16 protein-coding genes are annotated in these 25,195 nt (G+C 69.4%); 5 read left to right on the top strand and 11 right to left on the bottom strand.

Going from position 1 to position 25,195, the window contains the following annotated elements; all coding sequences use genetic code 11:
- Positions 1-819: 819 nt before the first annotated feature.
- Both AB0E94_RS41900 and AB0E94_RS41895 read right to left on the bottom strand, forming a co-directional pair.
- Positions 820-5,574, bottom strand: a complete 4,755-nt coding sequence (locus tag AB0E94_RS41900; protein ID WP_360338349.1) for an AAA family ATPase — start codon at positions 5,572-5,574, stop codon at positions 820-822.
- A 13-nt stretch (positions 5,575-5,587) separates the two neighbouring features.
- Positions 5,588-6,322, bottom strand: coding sequence for a GntR family transcriptional regulator (locus AB0E94_RS41895; protein WP_360338346.1), 735 nt, complete (start codon positions 6,320-6,322; stop codon positions 5,588-5,590).
- Positions 6,323-6,409: 87 nt separating this feature from the next.
- Here AB0E94_RS41895 and AB0E94_RS41890 point away from each other — a divergent pair, with 87 nt between their 5' ends.
- A complete protein-coding gene (locus tag AB0E94_RS41890; RefSeq protein ID WP_360338343.1) occupies positions 6,410-7,030 on the top strand; it encodes an ATP-dependent Clp protease proteolytic subunit in 621 nt (206 codons plus the stop codon).
- 39 nt (positions 7,031-7,069) lie between these two features.
- Here the strand turns inward: AB0E94_RS41890 and AB0E94_RS41885 are convergent, their stop codons facing one another.
- Both AB0E94_RS41885 and AB0E94_RS41880 read right to left on the bottom strand, forming a co-directional pair.
- Positions 7,070-7,495 carry a 50S ribosomal protein L11 gene (locus AB0E94_RS41885; protein ID WP_360338340.1) on the bottom strand — a complete coding sequence of 142 codons (426 nt, stop codon included), beginning with the start codon at positions 7,493-7,495 and terminating at the stop codon, positions 7,070-7,072.
- 185 nt (positions 7,496-7,680) lie between these two features.
- A complete protein-coding gene (locus AB0E94_RS41880; protein WP_360338337.1) occupies positions 7,681-8,454 on the bottom strand; it encodes a transglycosylase SLT domain-containing protein in 774 nt (257 codons plus the stop codon).
- A 150-nt stretch (positions 8,455-8,604) separates the two neighbouring features.
- Here AB0E94_RS41880 and typA point away from each other — a divergent pair, with 150 nt between their 5' ends.
- On the top strand, positions 8,605-10,467 hold the full coding sequence (typA, locus tag AB0E94_RS41875) for a translational GTPase TypA (RefSeq protein ID WP_360338334.1): 1,863 nt from the start codon (positions 8,605-8,607) through the stop codon (positions 10,465-10,467).
- A gap of 1,162 nt (positions 10,468-11,629) precedes the next feature.
- On the opposite strand, the gene AB0E94_RS41870 is transcribed toward typA, so the two are convergent.
- Positions 11,630-12,616, bottom strand: coding sequence for a TerC family protein (locus tag AB0E94_RS41870; protein WP_360338361.1), 987 nt, complete (start codon positions 12,614-12,616; stop codon positions 11,630-11,632).
- Between the two features lie 436 nt (positions 12,617-13,052).
- Here AB0E94_RS41870 and AB0E94_RS41865 point away from each other — a divergent pair, with 436 nt between their 5' ends.
- Positions 13,053-13,367, top strand: coding sequence for an antibiotic biosynthesis monooxygenase family protein (locus AB0E94_RS41865; RefSeq protein WP_360338331.1), 315 nt, complete (start codon positions 13,053-13,055; stop codon positions 13,365-13,367).
- Here AB0E94_RS41865 and AB0E94_RS41860 read toward each other — a convergent pair.
- The 4 genes from AB0E94_RS41860 to rpsA form a co-directional block, all read right to left on the bottom strand.
- Positions 13,358-14,395, bottom strand: a complete 1,038-nt coding sequence (locus AB0E94_RS41860) for a GNAT family N-acetyltransferase (RefSeq protein WP_360338328.1) — start codon at positions 14,393-14,395, stop codon at positions 13,358-13,360. The genes AB0E94_RS41865 and AB0E94_RS41860 overlap by 10 nt on opposite strands.
- A gap of 83 nt (positions 14,396-14,478) precedes the next feature.
- Positions 14,479-16,581 carry an excinuclease ABC subunit UvrB gene (gene uvrB / locus AB0E94_RS41855; RefSeq protein WP_360338325.1) on the bottom strand — a complete coding sequence of 701 codons (2,103 nt, stop codon included), beginning with the start codon at positions 16,579-16,581 and terminating at the stop codon, positions 14,479-14,481.
- Positions 16,582-16,929: 348 nt separating this feature from the next.
- Positions 16,930-18,030 (bottom strand): dephospho-CoA kinase, encoded by a 1,101-nt coding sequence (coaE, locus tag AB0E94_RS41850; protein ID WP_360338322.1) that lies wholly within the window; start codon positions 18,028-18,030, stop codon positions 16,930-16,932.
- Between the two features lie 130 nt (positions 18,031-18,160).
- A complete protein-coding gene (gene rpsA, locus AB0E94_RS41845; RefSeq protein WP_360338319.1) occupies positions 18,161-19,666 on the bottom strand; it encodes a 30S ribosomal protein S1 in 1,506 nt (501 codons plus the stop codon).
- A gap of 322 nt (positions 19,667-19,988) precedes the next feature.
- Between rpsA and AB0E94_RS41840 the strand changes: the two genes are divergently transcribed.
- Both AB0E94_RS41840 and AB0E94_RS41835 read left to right on the top strand, forming a co-directional pair.
- Positions 19,989-20,789: a class I SAM-dependent methyltransferase gene (locus AB0E94_RS41840; protein ID WP_360338316.1), complete on the top strand. Its 801-nt coding sequence runs from the start codon at positions 19,989-19,991 to the stop codon at positions 20,787-20,789.
- A 177-nt stretch (positions 20,790-20,966) separates the two neighbouring features.
- Positions 20,967-21,146 (top strand): DUF2945 domain-containing protein, encoded by a 180-nt coding sequence (locus AB0E94_RS41835; RefSeq protein ID WP_360338313.1) that lies wholly within the window; start codon positions 20,967-20,969, stop codon positions 21,144-21,146.
- A 99-nt stretch (positions 21,147-21,245) separates the two neighbouring features.
- Here AB0E94_RS41835 and AB0E94_RS41830 read toward each other — a convergent pair whose 3' ends face one another.
- Together AB0E94_RS41830 and polA are read right to left on the bottom strand one after the other, a co-directional pair.
- Entirely contained in the window at positions 21,246-21,563 is a 318-nt protein-coding gene (locus AB0E94_RS41830; protein WP_360338358.1) for a metalloregulator ArsR/SmtB family transcription factor, read from the bottom strand.
- 745 nt (positions 21,564-22,308) lie between these two features.
- Positions 22,309-25,011 (bottom strand): DNA polymerase I, encoded by a 2,703-nt coding sequence (gene polA, locus AB0E94_RS41825; protein ID WP_360338310.1) that lies wholly within the window; start codon positions 25,009-25,011, stop codon positions 22,309-22,311.
- Positions 25,012-25,195: the final 184 nt, after the last annotated feature.

The following is a 25,195-nucleotide window of genomic DNA, read 5'->3' as shown; positions in this document are numbered from 1 at the left end:
ACCGCCCCCGCGAAACCCTCAACTGGCGCACCCCCACCGAAAAACTCAACGAGTTCCTCACCAGCACCGATGCAACCACCCCTTGACTCCAAGCCCAACGGGAAGAAGGCTGCAAGGTCTCCCGAGCGCAGTAGACCTTGCACGAAAAACCACACCCCGACGTGAAGAACCATGCAAGATCGGCGCGAGGGTGGATATTCGTGCAAGATCCGCGAGCGGCGGGGCCGCGGGGAGGCGTCGCGACCGAGGAGACGTCATCCGCCTGGGGGCTGCCTTTCTCAAGCTGAGGTGGCTGCACAGAATGCTCCCGCTCGAGTTTCGCCATTTGGGGATCGCTTGGGTGACGGCGCATCGGGTGCCGGTCGCAAACCTTGGTCGTCGGCCTTCCGCTGGACGCGGTCGGCGGCGCTCGGCCAGACGCGGTCGCCGGTACTCGGCCGGCGCGCGACGGCCAGCGCACACAATGCGGCAACGTGCGACTTCACCCTCGCCGGGACGACGACGGGCGCACACAGACGGCACAACGCGTGCGCCCGTCCCCGTCGGAGCGAAGCAGGCGCACACGATCGGCGAACGTGTGCGCTGACCACCGCTCCGGCCAGCGGACCCGCCCCTCGAAAGTCCGCTCCGGCATCACCCCTGGGCGGCCCCGTCCAAGGCCATAAGACCTCACGGCGATCTTGCGGAGCTCGCTGAGGATGACGCCGACCAGGACGAACGCCAGATTCACTACGGCTGCGGACCTGACCAGCAATGCCACTGCCCAATGGCGAAACTCGAACTCCCGGCAAGAACCAAGATCGGGACAGCGACGACGCATCAGCTCTGGAGCGAAAGCGCTCGCAATCGGATGGTGAACGTGGAGCCGCCGTGGGTGCCCGGGTGGTAGTCGACGTCGCCGTCGTTGGCCCGGGCCAGCTCCCGGACGATGTAGAGGCCGAGCCCCGTCCCGGCCACCTTCGCCGCGGTGGCCGAGGCGCGGGCGAACCTGTCGAACAGCCGCGCCCGGAACTCCGGCGGCACGCCCGGACCCTGGTCGCGGATCTCGATGGTGACCGACGGCCCGCCGGCCCGGGCGACCACCTCGGTGGCGCCTCCGCCGTACTTGGCCGCGTTGCTGATCAGGTTGGTGAGGATCTGGTCGAGGTGGCTCGGCTGCACCATGGCCACCAGGCCGGGCGGGCAGGTCACCGGCACCGGGCCGGTGGCGGTCGCGGTCAGCGCGGCCTCGATGTGGTCGGCGACCTCGACCGGGGCGGGTGTCGCGGAGAGCCGGCCGGCGTCCAGGCTGACCAGGTCGAGCACCTCCTGGACGATGGTGGCGAGCCGCTGGGTGGTGCGGTGCACGCGGGCGATCACGTCGCGGACGTCGTCGGTCAGCTCGTCCTCGGACAGGATCAGGTCGAGGTTCCCGAGGATCATCGCGAGCGGGTTGTTGATCTCGTGGCCGAGCATGCCGATCAGGTCGGCCTTGAGCTGGTTGGCGGCCTCCAGGTCGGCGGTCCGTTCCCGTACGGTGTCCTCCAGCGAGTCGTAGAGCAGCGCGTTGTCCAGGGCCACCGCGAGCTGGCCGGCGATCAGCCGGACCGCTTCGAGCCGGTCGGTGGAGAAGACGCCGCCCTGCCGGTGGTTCTCCAGGACGAGCACCGCGCCGTCGGCGTCGCGGCTCGGGACCGGCACGGCGAGCAGCGCGCACGCCTCCAGCCCGGCGAGGTACGGGTCCCGCGCGAACCGGTCGTCCACACAGGCGTCGGCGACCAGCAGCGGCCGGTGGGTGCGCCGCACGTACCGCAGCGCCGAGTCGAACCCGGCCCCGGACGGCCCGGCCAGCCGCACATGGGTGGCCCCGGTCATCGCGCTGAGCACGTCACCGACCTGTTCCTCGAGGACGGCCAGCGAGGTCGCCGAGTTCAGCGCCCGGGAGGCGCGCAGGATGGCCATCAGGTCGATCCGGTCGGCCCCGGAGGCGCTGCCGGACGCGGTGATCTCGGTGGCCCGCAGGAACGGATGCCACGATTCCAGCCGGTCGGCCGGCGCGGCGGCTCCCCACGCCCGGTAGGTGTCGCGGGCTTCGGCGAGCAGCCGGTGCGCGGTGTGGGTGAGGCCGCGTTCGAGGTGGAAGCGGGCGGCCCGTTCGGCGAGGACGGCCCGGTGCCAGGGCCGGCCGGCCACCTCGTGCAGGCCGGCGTCGAAGTGCCGGGCCGCGGTGTCCGGGTCGCCGCGTGCCCAGGCTCGTTCCGCGTCGACCAGGTGCAGCAGCGGCCGGAAGTTGCGGGGCGCGTCGGCGGACCGGCGGGCCAGCCAGTCCCGCACGCCGGCGAGCTCGTCCGCGACCGTGGTGTCGCCGTCCCGCAGCCGGGTGGCCAGGCTCAGGCAGCGCAGCACCCGGGCCAGCGCGGACACGTAGAACCCACGGATCGCCTCGCTGAGCTCCATCGCGGCGGCGGAGTGCTCGGCCAGGGCCGCGGCGTCCTGCCGGAACAGCGCGCCGAGCCCGTGATTGACGTGGTGGGCGGCGGTCGCCGGGGGATAGGTGAGGATCGGTTCCTCGCCGACCGGTTCCTGGCCGCGCGCCGCCCGTACCAGATCGCGGTATGAGGTCAGGCTGAAGACCGCGATCCGGTTGCCGGTCCGCTCGGCGACGCCGAGCCCGGTGGCGATCTCCTCGGCGGCGGTCTCCAGCGAGTCGGCGGTGTCCAGCACGATGGCCGCCAGCCGGGCGCTGAGCAGGCCGGCCACCTGGACGTCACCGGCGGCGAGCAGGGCGTCGCGGTTCGCCTGGGCCGGTTCGACGAGGTCCTCCAGCGGTTCGAACCAGTGCGCGGCCAGGCACAGGTACATGTACCCGGCGATCGCCGTCTCGGCCGGCCAGCCGTGTTCCCGGCCGACCGCGACGACGTGCCGGCTCAGCCGGTAGCCGGTGCGGTAGTCGTCGAACAGCGAGATGGTCGCGCAGATCACCGACCCGGCGGCGCCGATCACCGGCGCGCACACCCCTTTCTGCCGCCACAGCCGGTACGCCTGGAGCAGCATCCACGAGTGCTCGATCGTCCCGAGCAGGTAGGCGGGCACGAGCAGCCGGTTGATCAGCCGTCCGGCCGCCAGCACCCGCGGGTCGGTGGTCTCGGCCGCCTGCTCCAGGTCGCCGAGACCGGCCCGGAGTTCGCCGACCTCGCGGCGCAGCACGGGTTCCGGGTCGTCCGGGGGCTCGATGCCGAACCGGCGCAGCACGTCCAGGCCGAGGGCGTACGCCGCGGGGATCTGATTGCGCTGGCTCATCACGTTGATCTGGATCGCGGTGGCCTCGGTCAGGGTGACCAGGTCCGGGGATCGTCCGGCCAGTTCCCGGTAGACGAGGTCGGCGTCGTCGAGCCGGCCGAGACAGTAGTAGGTGATGTGCCGGTCCACGGCGACGGCGTTGCGGGCCGGGTCGTCGCCGGCCCCGGCGAGCAGCCGTTCGGCCGCGTCGAGCAGGTCCACGGCGACCGGATAGTTGGTCAGCCGGATGGTCCGGCGGGCGGCGTCGTGCAGCAGGGCGGCCGCCGCCCGGCGCTCGGCGGGGCTGTCCACCAGGCCGGCGGCGGCCAGATACTGTTCGGCGGCCGCCTGCGGGAACCCGGTGGCCAGCCGGCGGGCCATGGCCAGTTGCAGCAGTTCCCGCTCGGTGTCCGGCAGACATTCCCGGGCCGCCTGGAGCACCAGGTCGTACCGGAACCGGACACCGTCCCCGGCCCGCAGCACGAACCCGTCGGAGACCGCCTGGTCCACGTGCCGGTTCAGGTCGTCCTCGGGTGTGCCGGTGGCCACGGCCAGCAGGCCGGTGGTGACCTCGCCGCCGAGACAGGCCAGCGCGGCGTACCGGCGGCGGCATCCGGGGGCCTGCTGGGCGAGGCGGCGGCCGGGCAGCTGGGCCAGCTGGTGGCGGGAGACGAACGCCCGTACCTCCGTGTCGTCCCACCGCCAGCCCTCGTCGGCCGGCCGCAGCAGGCCGTCCGCCCGCAGGGCGTTGAGCAGTTCGACTGTCGCATAGGGGCTGCCGTCGCTGCCGTCGCGGATCAGGGCGCCGAGGCCGGCCGCCGATTGCGGCGGCATCCGCAGCACCGTCGCCACGAGCGCCGCCGTGTCGCGGGGGCCGAGACCGCCAACCTGGATCGGCGGCGCGGCGACACCGGCCCGCAGCCAGCGGTCGACCGGCAGGCCCTCCCGGTAGACGAGGACCATCAGCAGCCCCGGAATCGGCCCGGCGGCCAGGATCGCTTCCAGGACCTGCATCGATCCGCTGCTCGCCCACTGCAGGTCGTCGAGGACGAAGACGATCCGGTGCCGCTCGGCGAAAACCCGCAGCAGGGTGACAGCGGTGGCGCTGGTCCGGGCGCGGGCGGTCACCGGATCGCCGGACGACGGCCGGTCGCTGTCGCCGAGCAGGTCGTTCATCTCCGGGATGGCGTTGCAGGCGATGGTGACGTTGGCGCCGAGCGCGGCCAGGATCCGCTGCCGGGCGTCGGCCACCTCCGGTTCCGGCGCGGCCAGCAGCAGCCGGGTCAGGACCCGCAGCGCCCGGGTGATCCCGCCGGTGTCGGTGCCGGTCCGGAACTGGTCGAACCGCCCGTCCGCGAACCACCCGCCATGGGCGGTGATCACCGGCCGCAGGCAGCGGGCCAGGGCGGTCTTGCCGATCCCAGGCGGCCCGGTGATCAGCACCGCGGGCGCGCCGTCGCGCATCGCCAGGTCGAGCGCCGCGGTCAGCACGCCGATCTCCGGCTCGCGGCCGATCACGCCGGCCGGCGGTTCGAGGAACGCCGGGAAGTCGCGTTCGCCGAGCTCCCAGCCGGTGTCCGGGCCGGTCCGGCAGCGCGCCAGGTCGTAGGCGAGCCCGTCGGCGCTCTGGTAGCGGCGCCCCGGATCCTTCTCCAGCAGCCGCATGATGATCTCACTGAACCGGGGCGGCAGCCCGGGCCGCCGCTGCGCCACCGGCACCGGCGGCCGGACCAGCGTGTCCCGGACCAGCTCCAGGGGGTCGTCGCCGGTGAACGGCGGCTCGCCTACGGCCAGCGCGTACAGGGTGGCGCCGAGCCCGTACAGGTCCGCGCGGGAGTCGGCGACCGGCCCGATCCGCCCGGTCTGCTCCGGCGCGAGATAGCCGAGGGTGCCGACCGGCCCGTCCGGCTCGTCGGCCTCCGGCCGCCCGAGCAGCGCCAGATCGAAATCGATCAGCACCGGGCGTCCGGCGAGCACCACATTGGCCGGGGTGACATCCCGATGGACGACGCCGGCGCGGTGCACGGCGGCCAGCGTCGCCGCCAGGTCCGCGGCGATTTTCAACAGCAGCGGTACGGCTACCCGCCCCCGATCCGGCGAGTCACCTCCGTCGTCCTCCAGGATCAGCGTCTGGCGCGACTGGGTGGCGGCCAGCCGGGGCACTCCCGGGACGCCGGCGAGCCGGCTGAGCACCTCCTGCTCGTGCCGGATCCGCCGGACCGCCCCGGGCCCGGTGGCACGTTTTCGGATCAGGTCGCCTGGGCTCCGGCGAAGGACCAAAGTCCGTTCGCTGCGATAGAGCACGACCTCGCCCACAGACCGATTTTTCTCATTTCTGGGGCCTGGGTGGTGCTTCTTCCACAAACAGCCCAGTGTGCTGGGGCAATGCTGCGATGAATCCCTGCAACCTGTGGTGATGGCGGGCACAGACGCGACCCAGTTCCTCCGCGTCGCGCCCGAGGAAGGCGGCGAGCATCCCGGCGTGGTCGGAGTGCAGCAGCTCCCGGTCGGCGCCGGTCAGATGGGACATCGGCCGCAGCGGCTCGGTCATGTTCCACGCCGACTCCAGCATGTGCAGCAGGCGGCGCATCCGGCACGGCCCGAGCAGCGCCAGATGGAACCGCCGGCTCTCCCGGTGGTAGGCGGCGCCGCTGTCGTCGGCCTCGATCGCCGCGTCCAGGGCCGACAGCGCCGACCGGGCCAGCCGATCGTCCTCGGAGCTCGCCCCGGCCACCGCCACCCGCAGCGCGGCCGACTCGAGAGCCTCACGGACCAGGTAGATCTCGCCGAACTCGCGGGCCGTCATCATCGCCACCCGGTAGCCGCCGTTGGTCCGATGGTCGACCAGGCCCTCACCGATCAGGGTCATCAGCGCCTCACGCACCGGGATCCGGCTCACCCCGAACGCGGCGGCCACCGCGTCGACCGGGATCGCTGAACCGGGTGGCACCTCGCCGTACAGGATGATCGTCCGCAGCTCGTCCACGATCGCGCTCCGCACGCTGCCCGCCTCCCGGTCGGCGAGCCGGGCGAGCAGGGCCGATCGGCGCCGCGGTCCGGACATGGCCGGACCCTAGCCGCCTCCGGTTATCGGCACGTTTCGCGGCGCCGTGGTTAGGCTGGCGTCAGGCCGTGCACACCGGAGGTGACGATGCCCCTGTATCCACACCAGCCGCATCACCGACCCGAGTGGCCGCCGCCGCAGCTGCCACCGGCCGGGCCGGGGCTGCCCGGCTGGCTGGAGGAGCGGCTCTTCGACCAGCGGATCGTGATGATGCGCGGGCATCTCACCGCGGAGACCGCCACCGGGATCGCGGCGGCGCTGCTGACCCTCGACTCGGCCGGGCCGGAGGTGGTTCACCTGCACGTGTCGAGTCCGGGCGGTGATCTCAGCGCCGCGCTGTCGGTGGTCGACGTGCTCGACGCGCTGGCCGCCCCGGTGCACGCGCTGGTCACCGCGGAGGCGGGCGGGGCGGCGCTGGCGGTGCTGGCTGCGGCGGATCAGCGGGCGGCGTACCGTCATGCGCGTTTCAAACTCGTCGAACCGCGCGCCGCGGGGGTGACCGGGACCGCCGACGAGGTCGCGGCCGCCGCCGGGCAGCACCTGCGCGAGTTGGAGGAGGTGCTGGTCCGGCTGGCCGAGATCACCGGTCAGCCGCGCAGCCGGGTGGAGAACGATCTGTCCGCGGGCCGCACCCTGAGCGCGGCCGAGGCCCTGGATTACGGCCTGATCCACGAGGTGGTGGCGCCGAAGAAGAACGGGCCCCGGTGAAGACCGGGGCCCGTTCTCAGAAACTCAGGAACTCGCAGTTCAGGAAGCGACCTTCACACCCATCGAGCGGGCCGTGCCGGCCACGATCTTGATGGCGGCGTCGAGGTCGTTCGCGTTGAGGTCCACCAGCTTGCGCTCCGCGATCTCCTTGATCTGCTGGGCACTGAGGGTGCCGACAGTCGTGGTGAGCGGGTTGGCGGCGCCGGACTGGATGCCCAGGGACTTCCGGATGAGGAAGCTGGTCGGCGGCGTCTTGTAGGCCAGCGTGTGGCTGCGGTCCTCGTAGACCGACACGATGACCGGGATGATCTCGCCCCGGTTCTTCGCGGTGGCCTCGTCGTACTCGACCTTGACGGCACGCATGTTGGCGCCGGTCGGGCCGAGCATCTTACCGAGGTCGACCATCGCGGCGTTACCCGCCTCAAGCGCGAGGGTTACCTCATGGGTCTTCTTCTTGGGAGGCATTGGGTAAGGCTCCTTAGGGTGAGCTGCGGGCCGAGACAACGCAGCTCGCCAGCATCAACGACACACGACAACCCCGAGACCTTACTACCGTGTCGACGAGAGGGTCAAAACGGTGGGTGTACGGGGTCTCGGGTCCGCCACCCAGTGTAGCCCCCGGCTCCGGAGCACCCGGGACCGGCCCGGCGTCAGAACCTGTCGCAGTCACACTCGCGCATGTTCGCCCGGATCAGGTGCACATAATCCGGGTTCGACAGCTTCTTCTTCGCCAGGTACGTCTCCTCGGTCGAGCCCGGGCCCATGTTGTACCCGTTGATGACCAGGTTCAGCAGGCACGGCGACGCGTCGGTCTTGCACTTGGCCGTGCTCAGGTCGTAGTTCTTGGCGAAGTACTTCTCACCGAAGTACTTGGTCAGCCAAGCCAGGTAGTTGGCGCCGACGATCGCGTTCTGCTTGTACTCACTCGAGTCGTAGCTCTTCTCGAACCGCTGGTTGACGAAGTCCTCGGTGTCCGGCATCACCTGCATCAGGCCGTATCCACCGTCACAGTTGCGGATGTTCGACACCCAGCCGCTCTCGTGCCAGGCCACCGACCGGATCAGGTCGGCCGGCACCCGCAGCTTCGGCGCCGACCCCGGCCAGTACACCTTCGTCGCGGCCGCGTTCAGCGCCACCTTCGCCTTCGCCCGGGTCACCGCCTTGCCCACGTACTCGGCGCAGTCCGGTAGCTGCATGTTGAACGGGTCCTCGGTCGGTGTCGGCTTCACCTTTTCCGTGGGCTTCGTCGTCTTCTTCGTCTTCGACGGGGACGGCTCCGGTGTCGGCTCCGCCTCGACAGTCGGCTCGCTGGTCGTCACCGCCACCGGCGCGGCCGCCTGCTTCTCCTCGTCCGCCCCGGCCAGACCACATCCCGCGGCCACCACCAGAACCGTCACCGCGGCCACAATGTTGATCTTGCGCATCGACGCAAACCTCCCCCGTTGGACATCGACGAGGAACGCTAACAGTGGCCGGCTGATCACCGCTGACCCGTAAAACGGACAGATCAGCACAAGATTCGGGCTTTGACCCCGTGTCACGATCGGCAACCTGAGCCGGGAACAATGGACGTCATGCAGACCCGCACCGACCTACGCAACGTCGCCATCATCGCTCACGTCGACCATGGCAAAACCACCCTGGTCGACGCCATGCTGCGCCAGGGCAGCCAGTCCCATGCGCGTGGCGAGATGGCCGACCGCGTCATGGACTCCATGGACCTGGAGCGGGAAAAGGGCATCACCATTCTCGCCAAGAACACGGCGATCAGCTACCAGCCCGCCGAGGGCCCCCCGGTCACCATCAACATCATCGACACCCCCGGCCACGCCGACTTCGGCGGTGAGGTCGAGCGCGGCCTCACCATGGTCGACGGTGTCGCGCTCCTCGTCGACGCGTCCGAGGGCCCACTCCCGCAGACCCGCTTCGTGCTCCGCAAGGCGCTGCACGCCAAGCTGCCGATCATCCTGATCATCAACAAGGTGGACCGGCCCGACGCCCGTATCAAAGAGGTCGTCGACGAGACGTATGAGCTGTTCCTCGACCTCGACGCCGACGAGCACCAGATCGAGTTCCCGATCGTCTACGCGTGCGCCCGCGACGGCATCGCCTCGCTGAACCAGCCGAAGGACGGCACCGTCCCCGAGGACAGCGACTCCCTCGACGTGCTGTTCAGCACCATCCTCGACACCATCCCGGCGCCGAAGTTCCACGAGGACGCCCCGTTGCAGGCGCACGTCGTCAACCTCGACGCCTCGCCGTTCCTCGGCCGTCTCGCGCTCTGCCGCGTCCACGAGGGCACCATCCGCAAGGGCCAGACCGTCGCCTGGTGCAAGACCGACGGCACCATCAGCAACGTGCGCATCTCCGAGCTGCTGGTCACCGAGGGCCTGGAGCGCAAGCCCGCCGAGAGCGCCGGTCCCGGCGACATCATCGCCCTCGCCGGCATCCCCGAGATCATGATCGGTGAGACCCTCGCCGACGCGGAGAACCCGGTTCCGCTTCCGCTGATCACCGTCGACGAGCCGGCCATCTCGATGGTCATCGGCACCAACACGTCGCCCATGGTCGGCAAGGTCAAGGGCGCCAAGGTCACCGCGCGCATGGTCAAGGACCGCCTCGACAAGGAGCTCATCGGCAACGTGTCGCTGCGCGTCCTCAACACCGACCGCCCCGACGCCTGGGAGGTCCAGGGCCGTGGTGAGCTGGCCCTGGCCATCCTGGTCGAGCAGATGCGCCGGGAGAACTACGAGCTCACCGTCGGCAAGCCGCAGGTCGTCACCAAGACCATCAACGGCAAGGTGCACGAGCCGGTCGAGCGCCTCACCATCGACGCGCCCGACGAGTACATGGGCGCCATCACCCAGCTGCTCTCCACCCGCAAGGGCCGGATGGAAGAGCTGATCAACCACGGCACCGGGTGGCTCCGCATGGAGTGGCTGGTCCCGGCCCGCGGCCTGATCGGCTTCCGCACCGAGTTCCTCACCGAGACCCGCGGCACCGGCATCATGCACCACCTGTTCGAGGCCTACGAGCCGTGGTTCGGCGAGCTGCGCACCCGCCAGAACGGTTCGCTCGTCGCCGACCGGGCCGGCGCCGTCACGGCCTTCGCGATGATCAACATCCAGGAGCGCGGGCAGCTCTTCGTCGAGCCCGCCACCGAGGTGTACGAGGGCATGATCGTCGGCGAGAACTCCCGCGACGACGACATGGACGTCAACATCACCAAGGAGAAGAAGCTCACCAACATGCGTGCGGCCAGCGCGGACAACACCGAGAAGGTGATCCCGCCCCGCAAGCTGTCCCTGGAGCAGTCCCTGGAGTTCTGCCGCGAGGACGAGTGCGTCGAGGTCACCCCGTCCGCTGTGCGGATCCGCAAGGTGGTCCTGGACGCGACTACCCGCGGCCGGGCTGCTGCTCGCCGTAAGCACCAGTAGGTTTTCCTGCTTTTCCGGCCCGCCCTTTTCCTGTTCGGGCGGGCCGGTTCTGCGTTTGCGGTGGGTCGGTTCTGGGCGGCACATGGCCCACTCCGGGCGGTCAGGCTTGATCCCTCCGTGGGCCATGTGCCGCCCAGAACCTTGCGCCGCCGGGTGGTTGCGGTTCGTTGGTCGCTTTCAAACCCTTCTCTGGTACGGCCAAAGCACCGCACCGTCCCCTCCGCCCCCCTTCTGGGCCCCGCCCGCCCTCCTCCTGAAGTACCTACGCGCGCATCACCCAGCCAATGCCTCCCCTCCCCCTCTCCCTCCTCCCCCTCTCCCCGCGCTCCCGCCTGCCCTTCGCCTCTGCTCCCGCCCGCCCTCCTAGCTCCTCGCGCTCCCGCCCGCCGCCCGCCCTCCTAGCTCCTCGCGCTCCCACCCGCCTCCGCGCTCCCACCCGCCTCCGCGATCTTGTGGAGTTCCGGCACACCTCTGTCTCGCCGAACTCTCCAAGATCCAACCGGCGCGGCCGCCCCGCCACCCCTCTCCCGCGATCTTGTGAACTTCGGGCCGTCCCGCAGACTTCCCCAAGATTCAGTCGGCGCATCCGGCCCCGGAGGCCCACCCCCACAGATCCTGCGAGTTCGGGCACACCTGAAGCTTCTTCAAGGCTTCGCCGGTTCCGGGGCCAATCCCTCTGCTGTGCGATGTACTCCACCCAGCCCTTCGAGCTGCCGCACCCGCAGGCGACCGAACACCGGCTTGAGACCGGAGATTTCGTATTTGTGGAGGTTTCAGCCTCGACCAGCTTTGGAGATCTTGCACGGTTCTCCTCCTTCGCGGCGATCTTGCACGGTTCTTCATGTCTGGGCATGATTTGTCGTGCAAGGTCTACTGCTCGGGGGAGACCTTGCAGCCTTCTTCACGTCGGGACGTGGAAAGGGCTGCAAGATCGGCGCGAGCGTGGAAAGTCGTGCAAGATCCGCAGGCGGCTGCGCGGATCAAGGTGGGGTGGCTGCGCGGAAGACTCACCTGTCCCGCCGGACTCTCCAAGATCCGGGTGGCCCGTCCCGCTTGGCCGGCGGTTCTCCCGGGGCGTTCACAGCGGTGGGAGCCCACGGGCTGCTGGAGACGCGAACAGGCCCGGTGACCTTGGTCGCCGGGCCTGTCTGGTGGTTCGAGGTTACTGGCTGGCCAGTTCTTTCTTCTTGTCGCGGGAGGTCTTCATCAGGCTGGCCACTGTGGCTACGGCCAAGGTTCCGAGGATCACCAGCAGGGAGAGCCAGATCGGGATCTCGGGGGCCCAGTGGAAGCCCTCGCCGCCGTTGATGAACGACAGGCTGTTGGTGTGCAGGGCCTCCAGGACCAGCTTCACGCCGATGAAGGCGAGCACCACGGCCAGGCCGATGTTGAGGTAGACGAGGCGTTCCAGGAGGCCGCCGAGCAGGAAGAACAGCTGACGCAGGCCCATCAGCGCGAAGACGTTCGCGGTGAAGACCAGGTAGGGCTCCTTGGTGATGCCGAAGATCGCCGGAATCGAGTCGAGCGCGAAGATCAGGTCCGTGGTGCCGATCGCGATCATCACGATGAGCATCGGAGTGAAGAGGCGCTTGCCCGCTTCCGTGACGACACTGAACCGGCCGTCGCCGAACTCGGAGGAGAGCGGCAGGGCCCGCTTGGCCCAGCGGATCAGGATGTTCTCCTTGAACTCCTCGTCCTCGTCCTCGCCCTTCACCAGCGTGATCGCCGTGTAGACCAGGAACGCGCCGAAGATGTAGAAAACCCAGGAGAACTGTGTGATCAGCGCGGCGCCGGCGGCGATGAAGATGCCACGCATGACGAGCGCCAGCACGATGCCGATCAGCAGCACCTTCTGCTGAAGATGCCGTGGCACGGCGAACCGGGCCATGATGATCACGAAGACGAAGAGATTGTCGACGCTCAGCGAATACTCGGTGAGCCAGCCGGTGTAGAACTCGCCTGCCGCCTGGCCACCAGCGGTGAGCCAGACCCCGATGCCGAAGACCACGGCGAGGCCCACGTAGAACGCGACCCACCCGCCGGCTTCCTTGATGCTGGGCTCGTGCGGCCGGCGCCCGATGATGAGCAGATCAACGGCGAGAACCGCGACCAACGCGACCAGGGTGGCGACCCAGACCCATGCAGAAATGTTCAACTAAGGACCTCCGGCAGACACGGGTCGTCGCTGCGCCCACCCTGGACTGGATGAGAACAGCGACGTGCGACTGTCGGAGGTCTCTTCCGCCACGGATCTCGGATCCGTGACCACCGGCCCCGGGCCCGCCCCGAAAGGCGTTCCGTGTTGACGAGACCGGAGCGGGGGAATACTCCCCTCCCACAGGAGCCATTGTTACGCATCCTCGGCGCGAACGGCACACCGGGAGACCAGAGAGTGGTACGGCTCGCCATCGAAACGCCCCAACCGGGCAGATACGACATGCGCCGTACGTCACGGCCTCGTTGATCGGACCGCTTTCCACACCCTACGCCGTGAGCAGCGCCGATTCGGCGGCTTCGGAATCCCGCACTACCCCCGGGGCATCCTAGTATGCTGCCCATCTGGTGCGTATGGGACTCTTGTGGGCATGGTTCTCGAAGTGACGCTGATCGACGTCCTCCCCGGCCGGGAGGCTGACTTCGTCGATGCCTATGAACTCGCCCGGCCGCTGGTGGCGACGACGCCCGGCTGCCGTTCGGTCCGGTTGCAGCGCGCGGTCGAGTCCTCCCGACGGTTCGTGCTTCTGGCCGAGTGGGACAGCGTGGAGGCTCACGAGCACAACTTCCGCCGCTCGGACCGTTTCGCCCAGTGGCGCGCCCTGATCGGCGGTTCCCTGGCCCAGCCCCCGCTGGCCGAGTACTTCACCGACATCCAGGGCCACCGCCCCAACGGTCAGCGGTAGCGCGCCCGCTGTCCCATGTCGTCGAAGCCGAGCCGCCGGTAGAGACCGGCCGCCGACGGGTTGTTGACGTTGACGGTGAGCCACGCCTCGGTGGCCCCGGCAGCTGCCATCCGCCGTAGCGACTCCCGGATCAGGGCGCCGCCGAGACCGGTTCCGCGGGCGGCCGGCACCACGCCGACCTGCACGATCCAGCCTTCGGCCGCGGTGACGAACCCGACGTCCCCACGTCCCGGCAGAGCCACCATGATCGACCACTCCGGCCGGAAGTCGTCGTCCTCGGTGTTCTCCTCGATCCACTCCTGGGCGCTCGGATCGGGGAAGCCCGGACGATCCCGGAACGATGCCGCATAAACCGCATGGAAGCGTTCCGCGGTCTCAGCCGACCAGTCGACGACTTCGGCTCCGGCCGGCCAGCCGGCCACGAAGCCGTCCTCCGCGGCCACCTTGATCCGCATCACGTCCTCCCCGAAGACCTGCAAGAGCCCCCGAGACGCGAAAAGCTCTGCAGCCCCAGCCGTAAGCCCTTCGCACTCCACGGTCACCGCGGCACCCGGACTGCCAGCCGAAGTCACACCCGACTGATCACCGACACCGGCCTCACCCACCGCAAGATCACCGGGAACGGTGGAGGGGATCGCGACGGGAGAGCCGCCGGCGGCAGGAACGGTGGAGGGGGGCGCGACGGGAGAGCCGGCGGCGGCAGGAACGGCGGCGCCCGGAAGGTCGGTCGCGGCAGCCAGGGCGGCGTCAAGAAGGCGCGAGCCGAGACCCTGGCCGCGGAACGCCGGGTCCACCAGCCCGCTGATCATCGGCCCGCCCGGGGAGGGGCGGACCGCGGCAGCAGCGATCAGTGCGCCGCCGTCCCGGGCCTCGAAAGCCACCGTGCCGGCGGCGAGCCAGCGACCGCGCAGGAACCACGGCTCGGTCACCAGGGGCATGCCACCGTCGGCTGCCCGGCACCGCCGCACGAGATCCAGCAACTCGTCCTCGGGCAGGGCATCAGCCACCCGGCGCACTTCAGCCGTCATGGCCGCCAGGGTAATGACACGCACTCCCCCGGACGACCGATTATTCGACCGCCAACGCGACCCCGCCACCCGGCTTCGGCCGGTTACTTCACCCCCGCCATGTCCATGCCGCGCAGTTCCTTCTTCAGTTCGTGGATCTCGTCACGGATCCGGGCGGCCAGCTCGAACTGCAACTCCCGGGCCGCGCCCAGCATCTGGTCGTTGAGGTCCTGGATGAGCTGGGCCAGTTCGGCCCGGGCCATCCCGGCGCGGGCCGGTGTGGCCGCTGCCCGGCCCTTGGAACGGCTCTCCGGGACCGAGGCCTTGCCACGTGACATCTGCCGGCCGGAGCCGCCGACCACCTCGTCGGTGTCCTCGGCCTCCTTGTAGATGTCGTCGAGGATGTCGTGGATCTTCTTGCGGAGGGCCTGCGGTTTGATGCCGTTGGCCTCGTTGTGGGCGATCTGCTTGGCCCGCCGGCGATCGGTCTCGTCGATGGCGTCCCGCATCGACGGCGTGATCTTGTCGGCATACATGTGGACCTCGCCGGACACGTTACGGGCGGCCCGGCCGATGGTCTGGATGAGCGACCGGCCGCTGCGCAGGAAGCCCTCCTTGTCGGCGTCGAGAATGGCCACCAGCGACACCTCGGGCAGGTCGAGACCCTCCCGGAGCAGGTTGATGCCGACCAGGACGTCGTAGTCGCCCTTGCGCAGCTCCTTGAGCAGCTCGACCCGGCGCAGCGTGTCGACCTCGGAGTGCAGGTAGCGGACCCGGATCCCGTTCTCCAGGAGGTAGTCGGTGAGGTCCTCGGCCATCTTCTTGGTGAGGGTGGTGACCAAGACCCGCTCGTCCTTCTCGGTACGCACTTGGATCTCGTGCATCAGGTCGTCGATCTGGCCCTTGGTGGGTTTGACCACGACCTGGGGGTCGACCAGGCCGGTCGGGCGGATGACCTGCTCGACGAACTCGCCCTGGGCCTGCTCCATCTCCCAGTTGCCGGGCGTGGCGGAGAGGAACACCATCTGCCCGACCCGCTCGAGGAACTCGTCGAACCGCAGTGGCCGGTTGTCTGCGGCGCTGGGCAGCCGGAACCCGTGCTCGATCAGGATCCGTTTACGGGACGCGTCGCCCTCATACATGCCGCCGATCTGCGGGATGGTGACGTGCGACTCGTCGATGACGGTGACGAAATCGTCGGGGAAGTAGTCGAGCAACGTATACGCCGGCTCGCCGAAGGTGCGCCCGTCCATGTGCATCGAGTAGTTCTCGATGCCGTTGCAGAAGCCGACCTGCCGCATCATCTCGAGGTCATACGTGGTGCGCATGCGCAGCCGCTGGGCCTCCAGCAGCTTGCCCTGCCGCTCGAACTCGGCGAGCCGATCCTCCAGCTCGGCCTCGATGTCACGGACCGCCCGCTCCATCCGCTCCGGGCCCGCCCCGTAGTGGGTGGCCGGGAAGATGATCAGCTCCTCGACCTCACGGATCACGTCGCCGGTGAGCGGGTGCAGATAGTAGAGCTTCTCCACCTCGTCACCGAACATCTCGATCCGGATGGCGAGCTCCTCATAGGCCGGGATGATCTCCAGGGTGTCGCCCCGGACCCGGAACGTGCCGCGCTGGAAGGCCATGTCGTTGCGGGTGTACTGGATGTCGACCAGCTTGCGCAGCAGCTTGTCGCGGTCGACCTCCTCACCGACCTTCACCCGGGCGGCCATGGCGACGTATTCCTGCGGGGTGCCGAGGCCGTAGATGGCGCTGACCGTCGCGACCACGATCGTGTCGCGCCTGGTCAGCAGTGACCTGGTGGCGGAGTGGCGCAGCCGCTCCACCTCCTCGTTGACCGACGAGTCCTTCTCGATGTAGGTGTCGGTCTGGGCGATATACGCCTCTGGCTGGTAGTAGTCGTAGTAACTGACGAAATACTCGACGGCGTTGTTGGGCAGGAGCTCACGGAACTCCTTGGCCAGCTGGGCGCAGAGCGTCTTGTTGGGCGCGAGCACCAGAGCGGGCCGCTGAAGCCGCTCGATGAGCCAGGCCGTGGTGGCGCTCTTGCCGGTGCCGGTGGCGCCGAGCAGGACGGTGTGCCGATCGCCGCTGCGGACCCGCCGCTCGAGGTCGTCGATCGCGGCGGGCTGGTCACCCGCGGGCTGGTAGTCGCTGACGACCTCGAACCGGCCGTCGAGTCGTGGGATGTCGAGCGCCATGCCCACCACCGTACGTCGGGGGTATGACAAGTTTCCGCGGCGGCGTGCTCAGGATGCACATTCGGCCGGTGGCCTCGGCATTGTCCGGTCCTCGCGGCCCGGCCTAGGCTTGTCGGGTAGGCCGCTCGCGGCGGCCGCCGGCAGCCCGGGTCCCCACACGGCCCGGCGCCGCACCACGGTTCGATGCGCCCCGGACGCCCTGGCGAGCGCACCCGAGGTGGGTCACCCGACCCGGCCGCCGCGAGGGCCCTTCACAATGGCCCCAACGCAAAGGGCCGTCCGGCAAAGGCCCCTCGCAGATGGGCCGCCCGCCAAGAAGGCCCGGCGTGGAAGGGCCCTTCGAGAAACTCAGGACGGCTGCCAGCCCGTCGCTGCCGCCCAGTCGTCGGCCGCCTGCGCCACGTCCGCCGCCGCCACCGCCGACGGGACCGCCCGCAGGTAGTCGCGCAGCAGCAACGCGAACCGCCAGCCCGGCGAGCCGGCCACCCGCAGGTGCAGGTCGACGCGGTACCCCGGATCGGCGCAGCCGTGCAGCCGTTTGGGCCAGGCGCCGCCGTGGCTGCCGGCGCGGTCCGACCACTCGCCCAGCCGGACCGGAAAGCCCAGCTCACCGAGGCGGCCGGCGAGACCGTCGGCCTCGTCCAGGGTGCGCACGCCGATCATCAGGTCGATCACGTCGCGGGCCGGCGGGCCGGGCACCGCGGTCGGCCCGACGTGCTGGATGTCGAACCGGTCACCGAGCCCGTGCCGGAGCCGGGCGATCAGCCGCGCGGCCGCGAGCGGCCACTCCGGATCCGACTCCACGATGCGCGAATCCAGACTTCTCACCGCGGACCGCCCGGACCGCAGGTTCCGCTCGAACTCCAGCAGCCGGTCATGCCACAGCCCGTCGACCCGGGTGTGCAGACCGTCCAGATCGTCCTGGTTCGTCAGAAGGACATCGCCGGCCGCCCGCCGGCTCGCGTCGTCGGTCTGCGCGTCGATCCGCGAGACGGCCTCCGCCGGGGACATGCCACGCAGGCGGGTGAGACGATCCAGCCGCACCTCACGGTCGGCCATCACCACGATCACGAGGTGGTACGACGAAGCCAGCCCCGCCTCGACCAGGAGCGGAACGTCGTTCACCACGATCGACCCGGGCGCTGCCGAGCGCGTCAGTTGAGCGGTCCTCTCCCGTACCCGAGGATGAATGATCTTCTCAAGACGCCGCCGCGCCGACTCGTCGCCGAAGACTCGCGCCCCGAGAGCCGGACGGTCCAGAGCGCCCTCGGCGTTGAGCACGCCCGCCCCGAACACCTCGACGATCTCGGCCAGGCCGTCCGTGCCCGGCTCGACCACCTCGCGGGCCAGCAGATCGGCGTCGATGATCACCGCACCGCGCTCGGCGAGCCGCCGGGCGACCGCGCTCTTGCCGGCACCGATACCACCCGTGAGCCCGACTCTCAGCATGGGATCAAGTATCGCCAGGGCCCGGCGGCCGGGCGCGGCCGGGAGGCGACGGTGTGCAGGAAAGGCGAAAGGCCGCCCCGACCGGAGTCGGAGCGGCCTTTCGGTGGTAATACCTACCGCTGGAGCTGGATCAGCCCTTGCCGCCGGCAAGCTTCTCGCGCAGAGCGGCGAGAGCCTCGTCGGTGGCCAGGGTGCCGGCCGGCTCCTCGGAGGAGCGCGCCGGGGCCGACGAGCTCGAGGAGGAGGTCGACGACGAGGTGGTCACGCCACCGGCCGGAGCCGGGTTGAGCGCAGCCTCGGCGTCGGCGTCGCGGGACGCCTGCACCTGCTTGGTGTGGGCCTCCCAGCGCTCGCGGGCGTCGGCGTACTGCTTCTCCCACGTCTCGCGCTGCTTCTCGAAGCCCTCGAGCCACTCGCCCGTCTCCGGGTCGAAGCCCTCCGGGTAGATGTAGTTGCCCTCGGCGTCGTACGTCGCGGCCATGCCGTAGAGGGTCGGGTCGAAGTGCTCCTCGCCCTCGACGAAGCCCTCGTTGGCCTGCTTGAGCGACAGCGAGATCCGGCGGCGCTCCAGGTCGATGTCGATGACCTTGACCAGAACGTCCGAACCCACCTGAACGACCTGCTCGGGCAGCTCGACGTGACGCTCGGCCAGCTCGGAGATGTGCACCAGGCCCTCGATGCCGTCGTCGACGCGGACGAACGCGCCGAACGGAACGAGCTTGGTGACCTTGCCCGGCACGATCTGGTTGATCGCGTGGGTCCGGGCGAACTGACGCCACGGGTCTTCCTGGGTCGCCTTCAGCGACAGCGAGACGCGCTCGCGGTCCAGGTCGACATCCAGAACCTCGACCTCGACCTCCTGGCCGACCTCGACGACCTCGGAGGGGTGGTCGATGTGCTTCCAGGAGAGCTCGGAGACGTGCACGAGGCCGTCCACGCCACCCAGGTCCACGAAGGCGCCGAAGTTGACGATGGAGGACACGACGCCCTTGCGGACCTGGCCCTTCTGCAGCTTGTTGAGGAACTCGGTGCGAACCTCGGACTGCGTCTGCTCGAGCCAGGCGCGGCGGGACAGAACCACGTTGTTGCGGTTCTTGTCCAGCTCGATGATCTTCGCCTCGAGCTCCCGGCCCACGTAGGGCTGGAGGTCGCGGACGCGCCGCATCTCGACCAGGGAGGCCGGCAGGAAGCCACGGAGGCCGATGTCGAGGATGAGACCACCCTTGACGACCTCGATGACGGAACCACGGACGACGCCGTCGTCTTCCTTGATCTTCTCGATGGTGCCCCAGGCCCGCTCGTACTGAGCGCGCTTCTTCGAGAGGATCAGACGACCCTCCTTGTCCTCCTTGGTGAGGACGAGGGCTTCGATGTGGTCACCGACCGACACCACTTCCGCGGGGTCCACGTCATGCTTGATCGACAACTCGCGCGAGGGGATGACACCCTCGGTCTTGTAGCCGATGTCGAGCAGGACCTCGTCCCGATCGACCTTGACGACGGTGCCTTCGACAATGTCGCCGTCGTTGAAGTACTTGATGGTCTCGTCGATGGCGGCGAGGAATGCTTCCTCGGATCCGAGATCGTCGACGGTGACCTTGTTGGCGCTCGAGGTGGCCTCGATGCTGCTCGTCATGTGGACAGTTGCTCCGAACGGAATGGATTCGTGGTGTCTCCCGCGCTCCACGGAACTGCCGTCGGAAGCGGCACGAGCGAACGAGACGACCAACCCGAGAGCAGTCACATCAACGCAGTCGATCATGCCGAGACCGACGACCACGGAACCTGCTCCCTGCCGAGGCACACGATCCGCGAGCGCATCGACTAGCTTACCGTGCGCATTACCACAGGTTGCAAGCCCTCCTGAGGACCGCGGCACATTGTCGGTCGAGAACCCGTCAGCATGCCCCTTATGGGCCGAATCGGGACGGTCGACACGCCTGCCGTACCGTTGCCAGGTGACTTCGTCCCACTCGTTCGAGACACCCACCGAGACCGAGGCGCGCCGCGCCAACCGCTCCTGGTGGGACCTCGACGCCGACGACTACCAGGACGAGCACGGCGCCTTCCTGGGTGACGTCGACTTCGTCTGGTGCCCCGAACGGCTACGGGAGGCCGACGCGCGCCTGCTCGGACCCGTACACGGAAAAAAGATCCTGGAATTGGGCGCCGGTGCCGCGGCAGCCAGCCGGTGGCTGCGCCGCGAGGGCGCCCATCCGGTCGCCATGGACCTGTCCGCGGGCATGTTGCGGCATGCCCGGGAGGCCGCCGGCCGCAGTGGGGTACGGATCCCGCTCGTCCAGGCCGACGCGATGGCCCTGCCGTTCGCCGCCGACTCGTTCGACATCGTCTGCACGGCGTTCGGCGCCATCCCGTTCGTGGCCGACTCGGGCGCGGCGATGCGCGAGGTGGCCCGGGTGCTGCGGCCCGGCGGCAGTTGGGTGTTCTCCATCACGCACCCGATGCGGTGGGTCTTCTGGGACGAGCCGGACGAGAGCGGGCTGCTCGCCCGTAACTCGTACTTCGACAGGACCCCCTACGTCGAACGGGACGAGGACGGGGTGGTCAGCTACCTCGAACAGCACCGCACCCTCGGCGACCGGATCCGCGAGCTGGTGGCGGCCGGTTTCGTGCTGCGTGACCTGGTCGAACCGGAGTGGCCGGGAGATCATGACCAGATCTGGGGGCAGTGGAGCCCGTTGCGCGGGCGTCTCTTCCCGGGCACGGCGATCTTCGTCTGCGACCTGCCCAAGACCTGAGCCGCGCCGCTCCGCACCCTCCTCCTGGCTCCGGCCCTCATCCACTCCCCTCGCTCTTGCATCCCCTTCCCCTCACTCCATACCCGTTCCCCTCTGGCGCAGCCGTTTCCGGAGCGGCGGGTCGGGTACCCGCCAGCTATGACCAAAGCGAAGAAAACCCTGAAAAAGGGTGAACGGGTGAACTGGAGCAGTCACGGAGAGGACGTCCGCGGCACCGTCCAGCAGAAGATCACCAAGCGCACCGAGACCGCCGGGCGGACCGTCGCCGCCTCGGCCGAGGAGCCACAGTACAGGGTGCGCAGCGACAAGTCCGGGCGCGAGGCGGTGCACAAGCCGGAGGCGCTACGACATCGGTGACGTAGATGCGCAAGGTGGTCGGATACGTCCATAGCGACGTCAGCGACAGCCGGTGGCGCTACTCACTGATGAACTGGGAACGACGACGCATACCCGCGGTCACGGGATCAAGCGGCCCGCGTCGAGGACTCCGGCCAGGCGGGTCAACTCGCCGGGGATGGCCCGGTAGTAGACCCAGGTGCCCCGGCGGGCGCTGTTGACCAGGCCGGCCTCGCGGAGGATCCGCAAGTGGTGCGAGATGGTGGGGCCGGTGAGCGGGAACGCCTCGCTGAGGTCGCAGACACAGATCTCACCGTCGTCGGCGGAAGCGATCATCGACAGCAGGCGCAGACGGACCGGATCGCCGAGGGCCTTGAACGTTCCGGCGAGGTCGCCCGCCTGGTCGGAGTCGAGCGGCCCGTGCCCGATGGCGACCAGATCATGCCCGGAGACCGCCGCGGTGTGCGGCCCGTGGACGTGCGGCCCGGGCCGGAGCCCGGGGGCGAGGGCTACGGCGGACTGCCCGGTCAGGGCCCCGGGTGGCGCGGCAGGCGCGGCACCGGGGCGAACCTCAATCGACGTCGATCGGCTCGGCATCGGCCCAGGGTTGCAGAAGAGCGCAACCAGCGGCGCGAATGCCACCCGGACGGGTACGCCGGGCCGCCCCCGCGTCACTCGACCGAGCGCCAACGCCACCCGTCCGGACCCTTCTGGCCACCGATTCCGGCAGCCGGCAGGTCGAGGCAGCGCGAGGCAGCGAGAAACGAGGCGAGGCAGCGCGAAAACGAGGCGGGGGCAGCGCGGAAACGAGGCGGGGCGGGGCTCGGCTCCGGCTGCGTGGCAGCAAGGGCGGGCGCACACGTTGGCGTATTGCGTGCGCTGGTTGTCGTTATCGCGTGGGTGAACGCTCACGATCGGTCGAACGTGTGCGTTTGCCCTTGCTGGGGCGATGACCAGCGCACGCGATCGGCGATCGTGTGCGCTGGTCGACGCTGCCGGCCCGCGAGCGGATGATCGATCCTCGACGGGAGCAAGGCATCGGGAACGGACCCGTCCGCTGGTCGAAAGCTGAGCTCGACGAGCCAGGACTTTGGCGGGCCGTGACCACAACTCGCAGACCGCAACTCGCAGACCGCAACTCGCGAGCCGTGACAACAACCCGCAGACAGCGACGGCAAGGTCTTTAGTGGTCGGCTCCGTTCCAGTCGCGGCCGGCGCCGATGGAGACCTCCAACGGGACCGACAACGGGTAAGCGCCGCCCATCTCCCGGCGGACCAGTTCCTCCAAAGGCTCCTGTTCGCCGGGGGCGACCTCGAAGACCAGCTCGTCGTGCACCTGGAGGAGCATGCGGGAGGTCAGGCCGGAGTCCTTCAGGGCCTCGTCGACATGCAGCATCGCGATCTTGATGATGTCGGCGGCGGAACCCTGGATCGGCGCGTTCAGGGCCATCCGCTCGGCCATCTCGCGGCGCTGGCGGTTGTCGCTGCTCAGGTCGGGCAGGTAGCGGCGGCGGCCGAGGATGGTGGCGGTGTAGCCGTCCTTGCCGGCCCGCTGCACCACGGCCTGGAGGTAGTCGCGGACCCCGCCGAAGCGCTCGAAATACTCCGTCATCAGCGTGCGCGCCTCCTCGGTGGAGATGCTCAGCTGGTTGGACAGGCCGAAGGCGCTCAACCCGTACGCCAAACCGTAGTTCATGGCTTTGATCTTGCGGCGCTGGTCGGGGGTGACCTCGTCGAGGCCGACGTGGAAGACCGACGACGCGGTGGCGGCGTGGAAGTCGGCGCCCGAGTTGAACGCGGCGATCAGCGCGTCGTCGCCGGACAGGTGCGCCATGATCCGCATCTCGATCTGGCTGTAGTCGGCCGTCATCAACGTGCCGAAGCCGGCGCCGACCACGAAGGCGCGGCGGATGCGGCGGCCCTCCTCGGTGCGGATCGGGATGTTCTGCAGGTTGGGGTCGGTCGACGAGAGCCGGCCGGTGGCGGCGACCGTCTGGTTGAAGGTGGTGTGGATCCGCCCGTCGTCGGAGACCGATTTGAGCAGGCCGTCGACGGTCGACTTGAGCTTGGCGACGTCACGGTGGCGCAGCAGATGGGCCAGCAGCGGGTCGGCGGTCTGCTCGAACAGGTTGGTCAGCGCGTCGGCGTCGGTCGTGTAGCCGGACTTGATCTTCTTCGTCTTGGGCAGGTTGCGCTCGACGAAGAGGATCTCCTGGAGCTGCTTGGGCGAGCCGAGGTTGAACTCGCGGCCGACCACCTCGTGCGCGGCCTGCTGGGCGGATTTCACCTCGGCGGCGAAGTGCGACTCCAGCTCGGAGAGGTAGTCGGTGTCGGCGGCGATGCCGCGCTGCTCCATCTCGGCGAGGACCACCGACAGCGGCTGCTCCACGTCGGCGAGCAGGCGCACCGACTCGCCGCCGTCACGGGACAGCTCGGCGGTGAGCACCTCGGCCAGGTCGAGGGTGGCCCGGGCGCGGAGCATCACGCCCTGCTCGGCCGCGTCGTCCGGCCCGGTGTCGTCGCCCTCGAACGTGAAGGCCAGCTGGGCCTCCTGCGGCTCCTCGACCTTCAGCTCGCGCTTGAGGTAGCGCAGGGCCAGGTCGTTGAGGTCGTAGGCGCGCTGGTCGGGTTTGGCCAGGTAGGCGGCGAGGGCGGTGTCGGTGGTGACCCCGCCGAGCTGCCAGCCGTGCGCGTGGAAGGCGAGCAGGGCCGGTTTCGCGTCGTGGACCACCTTGGGCCGGGACGGCTCGGCCAGCCAGGCCGCCACCGCCCGCTCGTCGTCCTCGTCGAGGCCGGCCGGGTCGAACCAGGCGGCCGGGCCGCCCGCGGTGGCCACGCCGACGCCGGTGAGACGGCCGGTGCCGCGGCCGAACGTGCCGGTGACGGCGACACCGACCGGATCGGTGCCGGCGTGCTCCCGCAGCCAGGCGGCGACCCCGCCGGTGCGCAGGACCTGGCCGGCGAGGTCGAAGCCGGCCTCGGCCTCGGGCTCGACGGCGTCGAGGTACGAATACAGCCGCTCCCGCAGGATGCGGAACTCCAGGGCGTCGAAGACCTGGTGCACGGCCTCCCGGTCCCAGCCCTGCCAGCGCACGTCCGCCGGGCCCAGCGGCAGCTCCAGGTCACGGATCAGCGCGTTGAGGTCGAAGTTGCGGATCACGTCGGCCAGGTGGGCGCGCAGGCTGTCGCCGACCTTGCCCTTGATCTTGTCGACGTTGGCGATGATCCCGTCGAGGTCGCCATACTCCTTGATCCACTTGGCGGCGGTCTTGTCACCGACCCCGGGCACGCCGGTCAGGTTGTCACTGGCCTCGCCGACCAGCGCCGCTTTCGCACGGTAGAGCTCGGGCCGGACGAAATACTTGGTCTCGATCGCCTCCGGGGTCATCCGCCAGACCTCGGAGACGCCACGCACCGGGTAGATGATCGTGGTGTGCGCGTCGGACAGCTGGAACGCGTCCCGGTCGCCGGTGGAGATCAGCACCTCCATGTCGGCGGCGCGGGCCCGGGTCGCCAGCGTGGCGATGATGTCGTCGGCCTCGTAGCCGGGTTTCTCCAGCACCGGGATGCGCAGCGCCTCCAGCACCTCCTTGATCAGGCTGACCTGACCCTGGAAGGGCTGCGGGGTCTCCGACCGGCCGGCCTTGTACTCCGCATACTTCTCGGTGCGGAAGGAGTGGCGGGAGACGTCGAACGCGACCGCGATGTGGGTCGGTTTCTCGTCGCGCAGCATGTTGATGAGCATCGACGTGAAGCCGAAGACGGCGTTGGTCGGCTGCCCGGTGGCGGTGCTGAAGTTTTCCACCGGCAGCGCGAAATAGGCCCGGTAGGCCAGCGAATGGCCGTCGAGCAGCAGCAGGCGGGGGGTCTCGGCTTCGTCGCTCACATCCCGGCACTCTAGTCGCCGGGTCTGACAATCCCCGGTACGCCGTCCGGGCCGACGGTTCACCCGCTCAAACGTCAGACCGCGAGCGGAAAGTTACGGATAGGCAACTGTCCTGTTGCAACCGGAGCTTTGAGCTAGCCCCGGGGTCCACAGCTCATTAGGTTGCCACCATCAGCGTCATGGC

It is taken from the genome of Actinoplanes sp. NPDC026670, assembly GCF_040638175.1.
Taxonomy (GTDB): Bacteria; Actinomycetota; Actinomycetes; order Mycobacteriales; family Micromonosporaceae; genus Actinoplanes.
This window is presented reverse-complemented; position numbering and strand designations above follow the sequence as displayed.